The sequence below is a fragment of the Pseudomonas bijieensis genome, from assembly GCF_013347965.1.
GTDB classification, from domain to species: Bacteria; Pseudomonadota; Gammaproteobacteria; order Pseudomonadales; family Pseudomonadaceae; genus Aquipseudomonas; species Aquipseudomonas bijieensis.
The window spans coordinates 2848640-2865355 of record NZ_CP048810.1; the positions used below are offsets into that span (position 1 = coordinate 2848640).

The window sequence follows — 16716 nt, forward strand, 5'->3', positions numbered from 1 at the left end:
GCGGCACCACATCGAGAATCACTTCGATGTCGCGCTCCGAAAGTAGTCCGCCGGTTTGTTTAAAAAATCGTCGATGCGCACCTGAAGTTGCGTCCAGTCGGGCACGCTCAGCAGGTCCAGGTCGGGAATCATCAGGCCGGTGCAATGGGCGGTGATGAACTCGGCGCGTTCCTTGGCCGTCTTCAGTTTCTTCATCGCCTTGGTGGCACGCAGCACCGGCATTTCCAACGTCAGCGACGTCAGGCTACGGCCCGCCACGTTCAGCGGTTGCAGCAGTTGCACCTGGTCGGGGTCGGTCTGCGGATCATCCAGAAAATACGACGCCGGGCGCGTGGACATGTCGTGCACGTATTGGGCAATGCTGACGTAGTCCGGGCGCTTGAGCTGGTCGAGTTCCCTGACCGACAGGCCGGTGGCCAATTTGGCCAGTTCGAAAAACTGATCGTCTTCGTCATCGCCGGCACGGGCCAGGGCGTCTTTCTGCGCGGCGTAGTACAAGGGTTTGAGTTGGAGCTGCTCGATCTGCGACTCGTCGTCAGCGGTGATCGGCGAAAGCAGCTCATGTGTAGGAGGCATCCAGGACATGAAATCAGTTCCTTGGTGAATCAGGGGACAACCTGTGGGAGCGAGCCTGCTCGCGATGACGGAGGTACATTCAGCATCGAGATGTCTGATACACCGCTATCGCGAGCAGGCTCGCTCCCACAGGGGTTTTGTTCAGCCGGCTGGCGGGTGTTTAAGGCAACAGCACCGCACGGCGCGCATCGCCGAGAATGTCGACGCCGTTGAGCACGAACTTCTGGGTGCGCACGTCGATGTCGATCACCGGAACGCCGTTTTCCAGACGGTTGTAGGTGCGGCAGGACAGCTCAAGGTTGGTCTTGGGCTTCTCGCTCATTTTCAGCGGCGTTTCCTCGAGGGATTTCAACTTGCCGCCGACCGTGTGGTAAGTGAACCAAGTGTTGCCGTCCTGATCCTGACCGGCTTCACGAACGTTCAGCAGAATGTCATCGCCCACGCTCACGCCCAGCGCCAGCATGATTTCCGGGCCGAGACCTTGCAGCGTCAACTTGGCCGTCAGCACCTTGCCGCTCTTGACCATTTCCTCGCCAATGAAACGGCCGCCACGCATATCTTCCATGTCGAATTCGATCTTCGGCGGGCTGAACTCTTCCACCGTCGCCGACAACGGCAGGCCTTGCAGGGTGGCCGCGATGGCCTGTCTTACGCGGTTGGTAAACATTAGAGAACGTCCTCCAGGAACTGCTCGATGATTTCATCGCGGGCATTGAGTTGATAAATCATGTGTTCGTTCGGCGCGTAGCGGCCGTAGTCGATGACCACGTACCAGGTGCCGTTCTTGTACTTCTCGACGCTGTTCAATTCCGGGTGCAGGTACACGCTGCCGCCGGGGATGGTTTCGTCGGCGACCAGGGTTTGCAGCCAGTCGTTGATGCGCTTGACCTCCTGGTCCATGAACGACTTGGTCAGGTTCTTGGCCATGGCCTTCTGACCGGCTTTCACCAGCTTGCGGCTGATGGCATCTTCCAGGCCGACGTAGCTGATGAACTTGCCGGTGATGGAGCGGTTACCCAGCAGCGAGAAGCCGCCGAGGATGGTCCGGGCGTAGTAGCTGACGCCGTAGCGGTTGAGCAGATCGCCTTCGGTGGAGGTGTCGAGGATGTTGTATTCGACGGTGCGCGAGACGTCTTCGGCGAAGGTCACCTGGTTGCCCGGGCTCTCCCATTGCTTGACCTTGGCCAATGCGGCGATGGCCAGGCTCGACGGGGCCAGGAAGACGTTTTTCTTCGCCGCCTTGGAGTACACCGCCGGCATGTTGTGCACTACCAGGCAACGGTCAAACCCTAGGTCGGCGCCGCCCAGCTCCTGGCTGTAAGTCACTTGATCGGCGACCGAGGCGTCCTTGCCATCGAGCACCACACGTGCCTTGATGCGCTTGCCGAACGAGGCGAACTCGCTGGCTACGGCCTTGGTGCCGGTGAAGCCCGGCGCGCCGATGATGGTCAGGTCTTCAGCGACCCCGCTCAACGCGGCCAAGCCCAACTTGCGCCCGGTCTGCGCCTCGATGCCGCCGATGACGTTGTTCTGCGTGTCGGCCTGAGTCGCGCCCTCTTCGACGATGACGACGTAGACCGGCACCTTGACCACTTTGAGGATCTGGTAGACCGCCTGGAACAGCGTACCCGCCTCGGCACCGGTCGGGTCCAGCTGGGCCTGGGTGGTGAAGCTGTTGATACGGAACGGGGTGTTTTTCGGAATCAGCGGATTGGCATTCGGCGCGGTGCCGACCAGCCCGATGACGTTGTCACCCAGGCCACCCATGGCCTCGGGAGATTCAGTGGCATTGACGGTAATGCCGTTGTGCTCGAAGTTCAAAACCTCAGCCATGGTTATTCAGCCTTTTTGGTTGTGGCCTTTTTGGCCGGTTGGGTTGGGATGGCTTGCGTGTCGACAGCCTGTTTGTGCGCCTCCAGGACGCTGGTCAGCTCAAGGCGACCAGCACTGCGCAAGGCATTAGCCTCGACATCCAGCAGTTCGAGCTTCTGGCCGATGCTCGACCAGTGGCCGCCGCCGGCAGGGAATGGCAACAGCACGGTGTATTGCTTACGAATGGGCATCTACGGGGTCTCCAGACGCGAAAAACACAAAAGCCCCGTCACGGGGCTTATTGCGAGCGAAAAAAAACCGCTGTCGCGGTTGGGGTTACTTGACGAAGGTCGGTAGCACGGGCCAGACCAGGTTCGATGGATCCTCGATCTGCTCGGGGATATCCCGCAGGGCTTGGCGGTAGGACTTAACCTCGGCGCGCTGTGCGTCTGTCGCTGGGTAGTCCGGCAGTTGAGTGAAATCCGTGTCCCGCAGAAGCTGGTTGCGACGGTTGCGAATGGCAGCCCATTCGATTTCACGCGACGGTACGGCGAGTGGAATTTCAAGCGTATCAGCGTTGGATATATCAGACATGTTCGTTCCTTAACTGAAGACAACGGTTTCGGCCAAGGACAATTTGGTGCTCAAGTCGCCCAGATTGAACAATCGACCATTGCCCACCCGCATCGTGTCGATGCGCACGGTGGTGTAGTAGATATTGGGAACCAGAATCCGCATGACAATATTGCCGTTTGTATCGGCATAGACAGCGGGGGTCATATTCCCGAAGGTCGAGACATTTTGCAGGACCCGCGTAGGCTGATAGCAATACCCCACCAACGTCTCGTCGATTATCTTTGCCGTGCCGTAGCTGTACCCCTTTATGTTGAACCAGAACATCTCCGAATTGACATTGATGTTAAGCGGCACTTTGAAATGCATGTACACGTTTGTGCTGACGCCCAGGTTGGTGGAGACAAAATCACCCTGTGCCGTGGCGCCATAGACGCCGCCAGTCCCGTAAACATGTCCTTGCAGTACGTTGCGGCGGATCGTGCCAAGAGCGTTCGGATCCCCCTCCACATCCTTCAGGCTTCGCCATTCATTGAACTGAACCAAAGCCGTGGCCATGGTCGTGTTGATACTGCCGATCTTTCCATTGACCACCGTGGTCAAGTTGTTGGCCGCTGTCACCAGCGACGCGATAGTGGTTTCCAGACTCACGTTTCAAGTTCCTTGTGCTATTGATTTATTTGGCTTCAAGCGTCATCACCCGAAACATCAAATCGACATGCCGGGCCATGTTGTCGATGTTGGCCGTCGCCAGCGCGGCGATTTCCTCGCTCAACAGGATGTTCAGATCGTCGGACCCCACCACCACCGTGACGCTTTGCGCTGGCAGCGGAGAGATATCCAGCGTGAATTTTTGCAACACTCGCGCTGCAGCGGCTTTGTAAGTCAGCAACTTTCCAGCCACCGAGTACACAGCCAGCAGCGTGCCGGTGGAGAGATAAAAACCGAATTCGCCGATCTCGTATTCATCAGGCCCGTCGAACAAGGCGGCCATTCTCAGTTGCCCTGGATCGAGGTCTTCGTAATCCACGATCGCCACGCGCTGCCGTTCATTGCGAAGCGCCGTTTCCGATCCGTTGGGATCGTAGCGAGCGGTACCGGCACCGATGTGAGTGATCTCACCTTTCAAGCCTTGGTTCTTTGCCTGCAACACTTCCGCCAGACCGGCGGAAGTGAAGCGAACCAAGCGCGTAATATCTTCTGTCATGGCTGCGCCCTGAGGTCGTAATCGTTAATGGTGTAGCGTTGGGAAATCCCAATGCCGATAAGCCGCGCACCGAGATTGAGTAGCGGCAGTGCCCCGCACAAAAACAGCTCACCGTCGCTCAGCGGCCCGTGCAAAACTGCCGCCGCTGCCAGGCCGCCGCGCGTTTGATGCACGAGGGTGATGGTGGCCTGGTCACGCTCGCTCTTGGCTGCATTGATTCGCTGTATCAAGCGATTGTGATCACCACTGGCCCAGCCTTGACCGATGATGGCTTGCACATCAAAGGTGTAGGGATGGGCATTGGGTTGCTGTTCGTACCAGGCGGTGACGTGAGGCGTGAACCCCAAAGACTCGACTGCATGGTTCAGGGCCTGGCGAGTGCCAGCCTGGCGCTGGATCTGCCAGGACAGCGAAACCGTCAGACGTTTTTCCAGGTCGCTGGCGGCCGCATCCCACTCGCTGACACCGCGATCCGCCGCCAGATAAGGCAGGAAAGCGGACGGGGTCTGATTCGCGTTCATCAACTCAGGAAACGGCGGATCGATACGCTCGAGCAACCGGGCAAAGCCCAGATCGAGCGCCCTTTCCAGCGCCGAGCTGTTGGCCGGCAACAGGCTTGGGCGAGGTGTGTCGTCACTCATAACGTATCCACCTCGACCTCGACGCCCGTGCAGTACGGGGCTTGGAAAGCCGTCGTCACAATCGGCGCCAGCGGTTCGAGAATCTGCAACTGAACCGCGCCCGCACTGTGCAGCGTGTAGTCGATCCAGCTCGGGTCCACCCGACCTTCCAGGCGATGGCACGCCTCGGCGTACGCCTGCAATTGCTGCTCGGCAGCGACCTTGGTCAAGCCCGAATCCGGGCCGGCGTTGATCTTCGCCACGACGCGGATCTTGTAGGGTTTGATTTGCGCGGCCTGGACGATGACCAGGTCGGTTTCCGGTCGCACATCAGGTCGGGCGAAATGCTGGCGAACGCCCTCGAGCAGCGCCTCGGACGGTGTGCCATTGCCCTCTCGGGACAGCACCGTGACCGTGACTTCGCCCGGCGCGGTGCGGCGTCCGTTGCCGTCCTTGATCTGCGCCGCGTATCCATCCGGGTCGAAGGTATACGTGACCGTCACCACGCCCGCTGCGGCGTTTTCCACCTTCACGGCAGGCCGTTCGCCCAGGGTGAAGATCTCCCGTCGATACTGCATGCGCGAGCCAGCCGCCGGGGCATGGGGCGCCAGGTAGTAGCGCAAGCGGGCGTCATCATCGCTCTCGTAGACCGGGGGGATGGGCGGGAACGCCGCCGGATCGCCGGGATCGAGCAACTGCCGCTCAAGGCCCATGTCCGCGAGGCGCGCATCGAGGTTGGTGCCGGTGGCCCACCACGCCAGCATCTGCTTGATGCGGGCGTTGTATTTGCGTTCGTGAGTTTGCAGGCGGACACAGAACGCCTCGAGGGCCAGGGTCAGCAGTTCGCTTTCGTTTTCCAGGCTGTCCACCAGCTTCGCCGCGCTGGCGGGAGAGCGTGCAGCGACGTACTCGACCACGAAGGTCTTGAATTCGGCGAGCAGGTCCTCGAACGCTTCGACGGTGACGATGGCCGGTTCGGCCAACTGGTTCTGGCCGGGTATCAACATGCTCATGTCACCACCTCGAAAGTCTGTTTGCGGTTTTTCCAGATGCCGGCGAAGCGCAACAACAAACCGGCGCCCTGTCGGCTGGCGACAATGACCTGCGGCTCGAAATCACCGATGCCATTGTCCGGGTTGTAGAACGCTTGGGCCGCGTGGCTCTGGGCCAGAATCAGCAAGTCATCGCCGAGGTTCTGCCCGAGCAATTGCGTGAGTGCACAGCCATACAAAGGGCGCTTCTGCCGCGTGCCCAACGGCGTGGTCAACGCCCGAGTGGCGCGCTGGACAAATTGCAGCCAGTCGTCGACCGTGGCGCCGGTATTTCGATCGATTCCAATCATGGGGAAATCTCTTATGCGGTACTGATGACACGTCCCTGGTGATCCACCACCGGGCCGCTCAGGTGCACACCGGAGGCGTCGAGCCGAATGCCGACGGCGCCCAGTTGCAAGTCGATAGCCTCGGGCGTCATCGCCAACCTCGCCGGGCCAATGCTTAATTGGAGCGACTCACGAGAACCGGTGAATGCCGCCGGACCGTTTTGCCAGTGCAGGACATGGCTGGCATGGTCGTAGCCGTTTTCCGTACCATCCTGATAGAGGCGACGCGTCAACGTGGCCTGGGTCGAGACGGGCGGAAACTGACCGCCGTTGAGGCCGAACAACGCCACCGCCTGCCCGCCGCCCTCGCCGCCGCCATGGTTCAGCAACAGGCACTGCTCACCCACGGACGGAATCCGCGACTCGCTCTGGGCGCCGGCACTCGGGTTGAAAAAGCGGATCGCCGGGGTCAGCAACCCACCATGGCTGACCTTGCAGGTGTTGCTGGCCGCATCGACTTCCTGGCAAACGCCGATACGGCAGAAACTCTCCGCACGCCGATGCAAGTCTTCCAACTCGGTTTCCATCTGTGCCAGCCGCTCGATGATCGGCCCCAGATGCATCCGTAATAGCGCATCAAACATGGCTCAACCCTCGAGTGCGGTGTATTGGTCCGGGTCGTCGATGTTCGAGACTTCCCAGGTACGGGCAAACTTCGGGATGCCCAGCGGGTCCTCCAGCAGCGTCGGGCCGAGGTACAGGGTTTGACTGAAGGAAAGGGTCCAGGCGGTGTACGCCCGCGCCGGGTTAATGAACGTGGATGGCAGGCCATCGAGCTCCGTGGGCAGATCGCATTGATTGGCCGACAGCCCCCAGCGGTTATCCACAACCAGGTGTTTCAGCTCAGCGGCCAAGTCGCAGGCATCCCAGCCCGGAACAGCCATGACCACTTGCAGGGAAACCGTCAGGACATGGGCGATACGCCCGTCGTTGGCACGGTGGCCAGGCCCATCACGCTCAAGGGCAATCAGCACCCAGGGTTGGTCGTCGGTGCCATCGAAATCCTGGGGGCTGCCGATTTTCAAAGTGGGGTAAGTGGCGCGCAGCGTCTGGGCAACGGCGGCGAACAGCTGCGACGGTTTTTCGAGGACGGCAGGCATCAAGGCCTCCTGTTTTTTATGGCGGCACGGAGATCACCAGCGAGGGATCAGTGTTGGTCGGAACGGGGATCGCGCGGCGGCAGCTCACTGACGCCCATCCGCTTGGCGGCCCAGCGTTCGTAAAGACCGATGGCCACGTCCGCCCCGGCCATCGCCGTCAGGCAACCAAAGGCGCCAGCGGCCCAGATTGACAAGCCCATGGCGTACAACAGCATGATCGCCGAGACGCCGCAGACCATGCAGGCGCCGGAACGCAGGGCCAGGCGACGTAGCAGCGACCAGCCTCGGGCGCCCTCCTTGTCGGCACGCCACATCTCGCCAGTCACCCCACCCACCAGGGCGAGCACGATGACCAGCCAGATCGGCATGTCCAGCAACGCTTGTTGCTCGTTTGTCATGTCACGCTTCCTGGGGGGTGAGGGATGAGTGCTTGGGGGCGGCGGGTCTTCGCAGGACAATCGTTGGCTTACAGTGGCTCAACGCTGACGTTGTCGATGAAGGCGAAGTGGGCGTAAGGGTTCTGCTCATTGGAGAACGCCAAAGTCGTTTGGGCCGAAGTGGCCGTGAAGTCATACGTGATGGTGCTCCACTCCACTGCGGTACCTTTGGCCGACGGCGTGTCGAAGGTGACACTCTGCCCCGCCACCTTGACCTGAATGGTGCCGTCGCCGGAGCGGCTGGCGTAGCGCGAATTACCCGCGCTGAAGGTCAATCGATACTTGGCGCCGACTGCGGTAGCGAAGTTCTGCTGGATCCCCCCGCCGTTGCCGTAGACATAATTGGCCAGGTCGACAATCACAACGCCATCCGCAGCCACGGCCCCCCCGATCGAGGCGGGCATATTGAAGTACTCGGCACCGGACAGAAACGTCGTCCAACCGGTGATGAAATTGGCTTTCGCCGGGGTATCGAGGATGCAACTGCCGCTGCAGCCTGGCTGTTCGAAGCTGCCGTTGACCAGAAGGTTGGCGGCGCTAGCGTTGCTCCCAACACCGAGCAGCGCAATGGATAGCAACAGCGGGGCAACGTATTTCTTGAAACGACTCATGATTCACCTCTTGAGTTATAGATTGATCACGCGGTTGATCAACAGCGCTCATCTCGCTCTCTGGCGATCACTCGAGGCTCAAGGGCCTTCACATGATTCAACGTCCCGCATCGGGCACATTTGATCTGGAGTTCGGTGTTCTCGCCCATGCGGGCCAGAAGCCTTTTGCAGCTACCGCATCTGAAATCCTTCAGCATTGAAAGCCCTCCATTGGCAGCGGTTTGAAGTGCCTTGCACGGACACTCCAAAAAGCCCGGTTGCCCAGGCTTTTCAGTAATGCAGTTGATCTTTCGACGTGCCTTTAATGGAACAGGGTTGGCGTCACTTTGGAGCAGCGCAGGTCGCGCCTTTGTAAGTCATGGTGTAGGTGTAGTGCCTGTCCCACGACAGCGGCAGCGCGCTGGGTGCCGACCATTCCGCGTAGTTACCCGACATTGAGCCAGCAACCACCAACTTACCCATGGCAATGGTCGCGAGATTATTGGCACTCCCTGCGCCTGGCATTGGCACACTCCCATTCCACTGGAGATCGTCCCCGTTCTGGAACCATGCGCCGTTCCAGCCAGCCTGCGAGCTTGAGTACCAGGTATTGTCCGCTTTGAAACAGATCGTCTGGTTGGCATAAAAACTACCGCCCGGAACATGGTAAGACGCGAATTGCCACGAACCGACAGGGGACGTTTCAGCCAGCGCATGGGTGACCTGGGCCGCCAGGACGGCTGCGATCAGAACACTGAATAGTTTTTTCATTGATCTACTTCCTTCAGGTAATGGTTTTGGGAGCGTTGATACAGAGGCATTCCAAAAAGCCCGGTTGCCCAGGCTTTCCAGTAATGCGCTTGATCTTTCGGCGCGACTGGCGCGGTACGGATCCATTCAAATTGTTCCTCCGGCCGCGGTCCCTGCCCGCCGGATAACTGCTTCTGGTGCTTTACGCTGCACACCCGGGTCAGTTGCCAACCCTCTGAACCGTTAAGGCCGGTTCATCGCTGCCTGTTGGTGGAACTAAAGAGCTTTGTTGCCAGCCGCTTTGTCGAGCGGCTTGGACACAGAATATGCATGGATGCATATACTGTCAATGCGCAAATGCATTTATTTATGCATTTAAAATGCGTAAATGCATGAAACCCTTGTAAGTACAGGGGTTGCGGGTTTTCAGGAGGCGAAAAAAAACCCGCACAGCGGCGGGTTTCATCTGACAGCGGAGGGGTTAGCGGGCGTACATGCCCCACCAGAAGACGTGACCGAGGATGACGATTTGCTCATCCTGCATTTCCTGAAAGGTGTAGTCCTCATCCGGATGCTCGTCGCGGTTGAAGCTGCGCAGGCGGATGCCGGTGGGCAGGCGATAAAGCTGCTTCACCCGCAGTTGGCCGTTGTGGTTGATGGCATAGAGGTCGCCGTCGACGATGTCGCCGATCCCGCATTTGCCTGCATTCACCCCGACCGTTGCCCCATCGCGCAGCACTGGCAACATGCTGTTGCCGCGCACCGTCACGCATTTGGCCTGGTCGAACTGCACGCCGTTATGGCGCAGGCTGCGTTTGCCAAAGCGCAGGCTAGAGCGCTCACTTTCCTCGATGACGAATCTTCCTGATCCAGCAGCCAATTCAACCTCACGCAGAAAAGGGACCGACACCTCGTCTTCTTCGACAGGCGTATCGTCGTCCCACAGGCTTATATCCTTGAGTTCGGAATGCGGCTCGTCGCGGCGGGCGCTGCCGATAGGCACAACGTCCGCGCGCCCGCGCAACTGGTCGGTGCTCACGGCGAAGTATTCGGCAATCTTCGAGATGTGTTTATCCGAAGGATCGACGATCTTGCCGCTGAGGATCCGCGAGAGGGTGGACTGAGGCACGCCGGTACGCCGGTGAAGCTCCGTGGGGGAGATCCCGTGCTGATCGAGCAATGCTCTTAATACGGTAGAAACGTTGCGTTTTTGCATAACGCGCATGATGCTTGTTCTTTTTGCGGAAGACAAATGCTGTTTTGCATAAATAGGCAATACGCCTCACTCAAGCCTCACTTGATTCACTGTGGCGAGGGGATTTATCCCCGCTGGGACGCCAAGCGGCCCTACAGGTGCACTAGCCACTTAGGGGGCTGCTACGCAGCCCAACGGGGATAAATCCCCTCGCCACAGGAGCTTGGCTCCATATCTGATGCCCCTGCTGATCACATGGGGAATTCGCCCTACACGTTCCTAGGAAAAGACTTCAAATCCGTCCTTCAAAAGCGCAACACAAGGCTACGTCGCCTTGCGCCCCTGCCTACAACTACGCCAGAATCCGCCGGCTTGTGCGCTTTGGGGCCCATCGGTACTTTTGATCCTGTCACTGCCCATCAGTGATCGGGTTTAGTCGCTCGGTATTCCAAGGTGCTCATTGCTCCATTCAGTCAGGTACTTCTATTCCTGCACTTGATGGTAGCTGTGCGCAGGGCGCCCTCGGGCGCGCCGGTTTCTTGGATCCCCGGTCGACTAACCTGCGTACAGCTGCCACCCCTCGTTTAGTCGCGAGTGAGTGGTGGCTCAACTTCAAGGATCCATAGAATGCCGAAGAACACACCAAATCCCCCAGACGATCACATCTCCCGCAGCCAATCGGCCAACGCCAAAAAACTCGACGACGCGGCCACTCGTGCCCTGGACTATTACCTCAAACCCAAAGCCGACAAAGAAACCGGCGACACACCCGACACCCTTTTCATCATCGCCCCGAACATCGACGCCGAATGCCTGCTCGCCAACCTCAGCGAAACCCTGGCCTCGGCCAACGCCATGGTCAGCGACCTGGCATTCGACCTGAAGGGCTCGCGACGAAATATCGCCCTAGGGGTCCAGCAGATGATCGAACTGAGCCAGTTGCTGGCGAATCGAGCATGGGATGTGGTTGAGGTGAGGTAAGCATTCATGATGCAGGCCGAGACCTGAGAGAAGCCCGAGCAATCACTGTGGAGCTTGCTCGCGATAGCGGTAGTCCAGTGACAACTAAGTTGTTTTGGCTGCCGTCATCGCGAGCAGGCTCGCTCCCACATCTATGGTTATCCCCTTTTCTGCAATACTGTTTTTGATGCGTGGTTGGCTTGCTTTCATCTATCCGGCGTCTGAGTGGGGTTGTGGCCCCGCGCCTCGATGAGAATCGATGCCCGACGATCCTAATTAATTGGACGGCCTTTCAGCCGTGTGGGAGCTCAGGGTTGTCGTCAGGCCGGTTGGCCGTTCACGTCATCAGTTATCCAGCATCGCAAAACCAGGTGGGTGGTGCTCGGATGACAGCAGGGTCAGGTGTTCATCGCAGCTGGCCCTGCATCGAATTCAGTGTGGTGTGCCGCAATCGCCCAAGCGATCCTCGCCATCTTATTGGCCAGCGCGCAGACCACATGGTTGGAGTGATGGTGGGCCAACAGCTGCCGGACCCAGTCCGCCAGCCAGCCTCTTTGGCGCTCCAGCTGCATTAAGTAGACTCGGGCACACTGGATGAGCAGACGCCTCTGATTCCGATCACCGCGCTTGCTGATGCCCAGCAGTACCGTCTTGTCGCCCGTGGAATGCTGTTTGGGCACCAGCCCGATTGAGGCCGCATAGTTTCGCCCGCACTTGAACTGTTTACCATCGCCCAACTCAGCAGCCAGGGCGCTGGAGGTGATCGGCCCGACACAGGGCATAGTCATCAAACGAGCCGCCAGATCATCTTCAGCGGCCTGGCTCTCCACGTCCTTGTCCAGTGTCTTGACCTGCTCATCCAGGTGGTTGAAGTGCTCATGCAGCTTCATCAGAATTTTGAAGCGTTCAGAAAGTGAACTCGCCTCCAGCCGCGCCGGAAGCTCTTTGATGGATTTGAAGCCTGGGGCCAGGCTGATGCCCACCTCCAGAAGGGCGGCATGAATCCGATTGGCGGTCGCGGTGCGGTCTTTGATGAACGAATCGCGGGTCGAGTTGAGCATGGCTAGCGCCTGCTGAGCTTGGTTTTTTGGCGGCACAAAGCGCATCGTTGGGCGAGTCGCTGCCTCGCAGATCGCCTCGGCATCAGCGAAGTCGTTCTTGTTGCTCTTCACGTAAGGACGCACGAGATGAGGAGCAATGAGCTTGGGCGTATGTCCCAGCTTCGCGACCTCCTGCGCCATGAAGTGGGCTCCGCCACAAGCTTCCATCACGACGGTGCAAGGTTCGAGATTCGCCAGGTGTTGAGCGAGCGTCACTCGAGTAAATTTTTTGCGATAAAGCTCATGACCACGATCATCTTGAGCATGCAGGTGAAAGGAGTGTTTTCCCAAATCGATGGCGGCAATAGCTACTTTGTTCATGGCAACAGTCTCCGATGAGCCCCCTGCGAAAGCTTAGTGGGCGATCGCAGGGGGCGGTGGGGGTAGCCATTTCATTAATTGGATCGGCGTACAGCCAGAGAACCAGACCGGCTGTCAGGCCGCCTCGCGAGCAAGCTTTGCTCCCACAGATATGATGGGTGTACGACCGGGAGAGCCAGGCCGGCTGTCAGGCCGCCTCGCGAGCAAGCTTTGCTCCCACAGATATGATGGGTGTACGACCGAGAGAGCCAGGCCGGCTGTCAGGCCGCCTCGCGGTGGACGTTGATCTCGGCGCCCCGTTAACCACGATGGCTGAACGAAGCAATGCCTTCGTTCAGGCATGCCGAGCCTAAGCGAGGCACCGAGTGGTGGGGCAGAAGCGCTTTGGTTACTTTCGCGCTTTTCGAATGACCCGCCGTCAGGGCGGAACCATAAGCAGCCGTTACCGAAAAAACGGATAAGCACACAACCCTGAAAACCACTCACATATGGGTCGCACCAGACCGCCCATGTTAACCTTGCGCCCATCGCGGAAAAGCCGGGCCAATGCCCCTCCTTTTGCCCAAACCTTTCAACGAGCCTGCCTGACACCCATGAATACAGCCGTGAACGACCTCTCCAGCCACACGCCGATGATGCAGCAATACTGGCGCCTGAAGAACCAGCACCCCGACCAGCTGATGTTCTACCGCATGGGCGACTTCTACGAGATCTTCTACGAAGATGCGAAGAAAGCCGCCAAGTTGTTGGACATCACCCTGACGGCGCGTGGGCAATCGGCGGGCATGGCGATTCCGATGTGCGGGATTCCTTACCACGCGGCGGAAGGTTACCTGGCGAAGCTGGTCAAGCTCGGCGAGTCCGTGGTGATCTGCGAGCAAGTCGGCGACCCGGCCACCAGCAAAGGGCCGGTGGAACGCCAAGTCGTACGTATCATCACACCGGGCACAGTCAGTGATGAAGCCCTGCTGGATGAACGCCGGGACAACCTGATCGCCGCAGTCCTGGGCGATGAGCGCCTGTTCGGCCTGGCGGTGCTGGACATCACCAGCGGCAATTTCTCGGTGCTGGAAATCAAGGGCTGGGAAAACCTGCTGGCGGAGCTCGAACGAGTCAACCCGGTAGAGCTGTTGATCCCGGATGACTGGCCCAAAGACCTGCCGGCAGAAAAACGCCGTGGCGTGCGGCGTCGGGCGCCGTGGGATTTTGAACGTGATTCGGCGCTGAAAAGTCTCTGCCAGCAGTTTTCCACCCAGGACCTCAAGGGCTTCGGCTGCGAAAACCTGACCCTGGCCATTGGTGCTGCCGGTTGCCTGCTGGCCTACGCCAAGGAAACCCAGCGCACCGCCCTGCCCCACTTGCGCAGCCTGCGCCACGAACGCCTGGATGACACGGTGGTGCTGGACGGCGCGAGCCGGCGCAACCTGGAACTGGACACCAACCTGGCCGGCGGGCGCGACAATACCTTGCAGTCGGTGGTCGACCGCTGCCAGACCGCCATGGGCAGCCGCCTGCTGACCCGCTGGCTGAACCGCCCACTGCGCGACCTGACGGTGCTGCTGGCGCGCCAGTCCTCCATTACCTGCCTGCTGGATCGTTATCGCTTCGAGCAGTTGCAGCCGCAGCTCAAGGAAATCGGCGACATCGAGCGCATCCTCGCCCGTATCGGCCTGCGCAATGCCCGTCCCCGTGACCTGGCACGCCTGCGTGATGCCCTCGGCGCCCTGCCCGAGCTGCAAGTGGCGATGACCGACCTCGAAGCACCGCACCTGCAGCAACTGGCGCACACCACCAGCACCTACCCGGAGCTGGCCGCGCTGTTGGAAAAAGCCATTATCGATAACCCTCCGGCGGTGATCCGTGACGGTGGCGTGCTGAAAACCGGCTACGACGCCGAACTCGACGAACTGCAATCGCTGAGCGAAAACGCCGGCCAGTTCCTGATCGACCTCGAAGCCCGGGAAAAAGCCCGCACTGGCCTGGCCAACCTCAAGGTCGGCTACAACCGCATCCACGGTTATTTCATCGAATTGCCGAGCAAGCAGGCCGAACAGGCCCCGGCGGACTACGTTCGCCGCCAGACCCTCAAGGGTGCCGAGCGCTTCATCACTCCAGAACTCAAGGCGTTCGAAGACAAGGCGCTGTCGGCCAAGAGCCGCGCCCTGGCTCGGGAAAAGATGCTCTATGAAGCACTGCTCGAGGACCTGATCAGCCAACTGCCGCCCTTGCAGGACACCGCCAGTGCCCTGGCGGAACTGGACGTGCTGAGCAACCTGGCCGAACGCGCACTGAACCTGGACCTGAACTGCCCACGCTTCGTCAGCGAACCGTGCATGCGCATCAGCCAGGGTCGTCACCCGGTGGTCGAGCAAGTGTTGACCACGCCGTTCGTGGCCAACGACCTGAGCCTGGACGACAACACCCGCATGCTGGTGATCACCGGTCCGAACATGGGTGGTAAATCCACCTACATGCGCCAGACTGCCTTGATCGTGCTGCTGGCCCACATCGGCAGCTTCGTACCAGCAGCGAGCTGCGAATTGTCCCTGGTAGACAGGATTTTCACCCGGATCGGCTCCAGCGATGACCTGGCCGGTGGGCGCTCGACCTTCATGGTGGAAATGAGCGAAACCGCGAACATCCTGCACAACGCCACCGAACGCAGCCTGGTGCTGATGGACGAAGTCGGACGCGGTACCAGCACCTTCGATGGCCTGTCCCTGGCCTGGGCGGCGGCCGAACGGCTGGCGCATTTGCGAGCCTACACCCTGTTCGCCACCCACTACTTCGAGCTGACGGTACTGCCGGAAAGCCAGCCGCTGGTGGCCAACGTGCACCTCAACGCCACCGAGCACAACGAACGCATCGTTTTCCTGCACCACGTGCTGCCCGGCCCGGCCAGCCAGAGCTACGGCCTGGCAGTGGCGCAGTTGGCCGGCGTGCCGAGCGAAGTGATCAGCCGTGCCCGCGAACACCTGAGCCGCCTGGAAACTACCAGCCTGCCCCACGAAGCACCGCGCCCGATCAAAGGCAAACCGGCCGCTCCACAGCAAAGCGACCTGTTCGCCAGCCTGCCCCATCCGGTGCTCGATGAACTGGCCAAGCTCGATCTGGACGACCTGACTCCACGTCGGGCGCTGGATTTACTCTATACATTGAAGACACGGATCTAACGCACAGGCTTTCAAGCTGTTAGAATCTCGCGCGGTTTGGGATGCTGCGGACTATTAGCCTGGTTCGCAGACTACCGCTCCCGAACCTGGCGACCCCACCCGTGAAGGGGATTCGCTGCCGCCGCCTGAGGAGAGAATTAGAAATGACCTTCGTCGTCACCGACAACTGCATCAAGTGCAAGTACACCGACTGCGTAGAAGTCTGTCCGGTGGACTGCTTTTACGAAGGCCCGAACTTCCTGGTCATTCACCCGGACGAGTGCATCGACTGCGCCCTGTGTGAACCGGAATGCCCGGCGAATGCCATTTTCTCGGAGGACGAAGTGCCGACCGGCATGGAGAACTTCATCGAGCTGAACGCCGAGCTGGCGGATATCTGGCCGAATATCACCGAGAGGAAAGACGCCCTGCCGGACGCCGCAGAGTGGGATGGCAAGCCTGGCAAGATCGCAGACCTCGAACGCTGATTACCCCTGCGCTCCTCGAAAAGGCCCCTCATGGGCCTTTTTGCTGCCTCGAACAAAATCGCAGGCAAAAAAAAGGGGCGGTTTGACCCGCCCACATTTTTTCCCTAATCCCTTTAATCCTATTCATCATCCTGATGAATCGCGTCCTGCGATGTCCTTCCTTCCCATCGTCCTTGACGGGTGTGTCTGTCCGTCGACACAGGACTGATATTAGTGTTTTCCCGGACGAGTGCAATTCACCTGATACGGTCAACGCACGTTGTCACACCACGTTCATCAATTAAATTCTCCTTTAAAATCATTAAAGTACAGAAAATTTTACGGTTTCCATAGTCGTCTATCCCTTCAATGGGAAACCAAACACTTACGCAATACTAGGCAAAAGCTTACAAGCTGAAACTACAAATAGAATGAGATTGGAAAGCAGTCACCGCAGAAACGAAAAAGCCCCGAA

Annotated in this window: 21 protein-coding genes; 3 read left to right on the plus strand and 18 right to left on the minus strand. The window is 59.4% G+C overall.

Translation table 11 applies throughout. The features are described from left to right. Positions 1 to 18: 18 nt before the first annotated feature. The 17 genes from GN234_RS12410 to GN234_RS12490 all read right to left on the minus strand — a co-directional run bounded on the left by GN234_RS12410 (position 19) and on the right by GN234_RS12490 (position 10262). Positions 19 to 585, minus strand: a complete 567-nt coding sequence (locus GN234_RS12410) for a phage tail assembly protein (RefSeq protein ID WP_176688540.1) — start codon at positions 583 to 585, stop codon at positions 19 to 21. Between the two features lie 151 nt (positions 586 to 736). After that, the gene (locus GN234_RS12415) at positions 737 to 1243 is read right to left on the minus strand and encodes a phage major tail tube protein (protein WP_109755659.1); all 507 of its coding nucleotides are present in this window, start codon (positions 1241 to 1243) and stop codon (positions 737 to 739) included. Beyond that, positions 1243 to 2409, minus strand: coding sequence for a phage tail sheath protein (locus GN234_RS12420; protein WP_176688541.1), 1167 nt, complete (start codon positions 2407 to 2409; stop codon positions 1243 to 1245). The genes GN234_RS12415 and GN234_RS12420 overlap by 1 nt, the downstream gene beginning before the upstream one ends. A gap of 2 nt (positions 2410 to 2411) precedes the next feature. Continuing rightward, entirely contained in the window at positions 2412 to 2639 is a 228-nt protein-coding gene (locus tag GN234_RS12425) for a hypothetical protein (RefSeq protein WP_122565427.1), read from the minus strand. 85 nt (positions 2640 to 2724) lie between these two features. After that, the gene (locus tag GN234_RS12430; protein ID WP_176688542.1) at positions 2725 to 2982 is read right to left on the minus strand and encodes a tail fiber assembly protein; all 258 of its coding nucleotides are present in this window, start codon (positions 2980 to 2982) and stop codon (positions 2725 to 2727) included. Positions 2983 to 2991: 9 nt separating this feature from the next. Further along, entirely contained in the window at positions 2992 to 3612 is a 621-nt protein-coding gene (locus GN234_RS12435) for a hypothetical protein (RefSeq protein WP_176688543.1), read from the minus strand. A gap of 25 nt (positions 3613 to 3637) precedes the next feature. Then, positions 3638 to 4168 carry a hypothetical protein gene (locus GN234_RS12440; RefSeq protein ID WP_176688544.1) on the minus strand — a complete coding sequence of 177 codons (531 nt, stop codon included), beginning with the start codon at positions 4166 to 4168 and terminating at the stop codon, positions 3638 to 3640. After that, positions 4165 to 4809, minus strand: a complete 645-nt coding sequence (locus GN234_RS12445) for a phage tail protein I (protein ID WP_176688545.1) — start codon at positions 4807 to 4809, stop codon at positions 4165 to 4167. The genes GN234_RS12440 and GN234_RS12445 overlap by 4 nt, the downstream gene beginning before the upstream one ends. Then, positions 4806 to 5801, minus strand: a complete 996-nt coding sequence (locus GN234_RS12450) for a baseplate J/gp47 family protein (RefSeq protein ID WP_176688546.1) — start codon at positions 5799 to 5801, stop codon at positions 4806 to 4808. The genes GN234_RS12445 and GN234_RS12450 overlap by 4 nt, the downstream gene beginning before the upstream one ends. Further along, positions 5798 to 6130: a phage baseplate protein gene (locus tag GN234_RS12455; RefSeq protein WP_109755651.1), complete on the minus strand. Its 333-nt coding sequence runs from the start codon at positions 6128 to 6130 to the stop codon at positions 5798 to 5800. Before GN234_RS12455 ends, GN234_RS12450 begins: the two co-directional genes overlap by 4 nt. Before the next feature lie 11 nt (positions 6131 to 6141). Continuing rightward, the gene (locus GN234_RS12460) at positions 6142 to 6753 is read right to left on the minus strand and encodes a phage baseplate assembly protein V (RefSeq protein WP_176688547.1); all 612 of its coding nucleotides are present in this window, start codon (positions 6751 to 6753) and stop codon (positions 6142 to 6144) included. A gap of 3 nt (positions 6754 to 6756) precedes the next feature. Then, complete coding sequence (locus GN234_RS12465; protein WP_109755649.1) at positions 6757 to 7269, minus strand: hypothetical protein; 513 nt, start codon at positions 7267 to 7269, stop codon at positions 6757 to 6759. 47 nt (positions 7270 to 7316) lie between these two features. Then, a complete protein-coding gene (locus GN234_RS12470) occupies positions 7317 to 7667 on the minus strand; it encodes a phage holin family protein (protein ID WP_109755648.1) in 351 nt (116 codons plus the stop codon). 68 nt (positions 7668 to 7735) lie between these two features. Then, the gene (locus GN234_RS12475) at positions 7736 to 8317 is read right to left on the minus strand and encodes a DUF642 domain-containing protein (protein WP_163855163.1); all 582 of its coding nucleotides are present in this window, start codon (positions 8315 to 8317) and stop codon (positions 7736 to 7738) included. 38 nt (positions 8318 to 8355) lie between these two features. Then, the gene (locus tag GN234_RS12480; RefSeq protein ID WP_109755646.1) at positions 8356 to 8514 is read right to left on the minus strand and encodes a Com family DNA-binding transcriptional regulator; all 159 of its coding nucleotides are present in this window, start codon (positions 8512 to 8514) and stop codon (positions 8356 to 8358) included. A 124-nt stretch (positions 8515 to 8638) separates the two neighbouring features. After that, complete coding sequence (locus tag GN234_RS12485; RefSeq protein ID WP_109755645.1) at positions 8639 to 9067, minus strand: hypothetical protein; 429 nt, start codon at positions 9065 to 9067, stop codon at positions 8639 to 8641. A 460-nt stretch (positions 9068 to 9527) separates the two neighbouring features. Continuing rightward, complete coding sequence (locus GN234_RS12490) at positions 9528 to 10262, minus strand: LexA family transcriptional regulator (RefSeq protein WP_135847955.1); 735 nt, start codon at positions 10260 to 10262, stop codon at positions 9528 to 9530. A gap of 606 nt (positions 10263 to 10868) precedes the next feature. Between GN234_RS12490 and GN234_RS12495 the strand changes: the two genes are divergently transcribed. Beyond that, entirely contained in the window at positions 10869 to 11222 is a 354-nt protein-coding gene (locus tag GN234_RS12495) for a DUF6124 family protein (RefSeq protein WP_176688548.1), read from the plus strand. A gap of 377 nt (positions 11223 to 11599) precedes the next feature. Here GN234_RS12495 and GN234_RS12500 read toward each other — a convergent pair whose 3' ends face one another. Continuing rightward, positions 11600 to 12622, minus strand: coding sequence for an IS110 family RNA-guided transposase (locus GN234_RS12500; RefSeq protein ID WP_176688549.1), 1023 nt, complete (start codon positions 12620 to 12622; stop codon positions 11600 to 11602). 605 nt (positions 12623 to 13227) lie between these two features. Between GN234_RS12500 and mutS the strand changes: the two genes are divergently transcribed. Both mutS and fdxA read left to right on the plus strand, forming a co-directional pair. Continuing rightward, positions 13228 to 15795: a DNA mismatch repair protein MutS gene (gene mutS / locus GN234_RS12505; RefSeq protein ID WP_176688550.1), complete on the plus strand. Its 2568-nt coding sequence runs from the start codon at positions 13228 to 13230 to the stop codon at positions 15793 to 15795. Positions 15796 to 15938: 143 nt separating this feature from the next. Continuing rightward, the gene (gene fdxA, locus GN234_RS12510) at positions 15939 to 16262 is read left to right on the plus strand and encodes a ferredoxin FdxA (RefSeq protein WP_109756621.1); all 324 of its coding nucleotides are present in this window, start codon (positions 15939 to 15941) and stop codon (positions 16260 to 16262) included. Positions 16263 to 16716 lie beyond the last annotated feature (454 nt).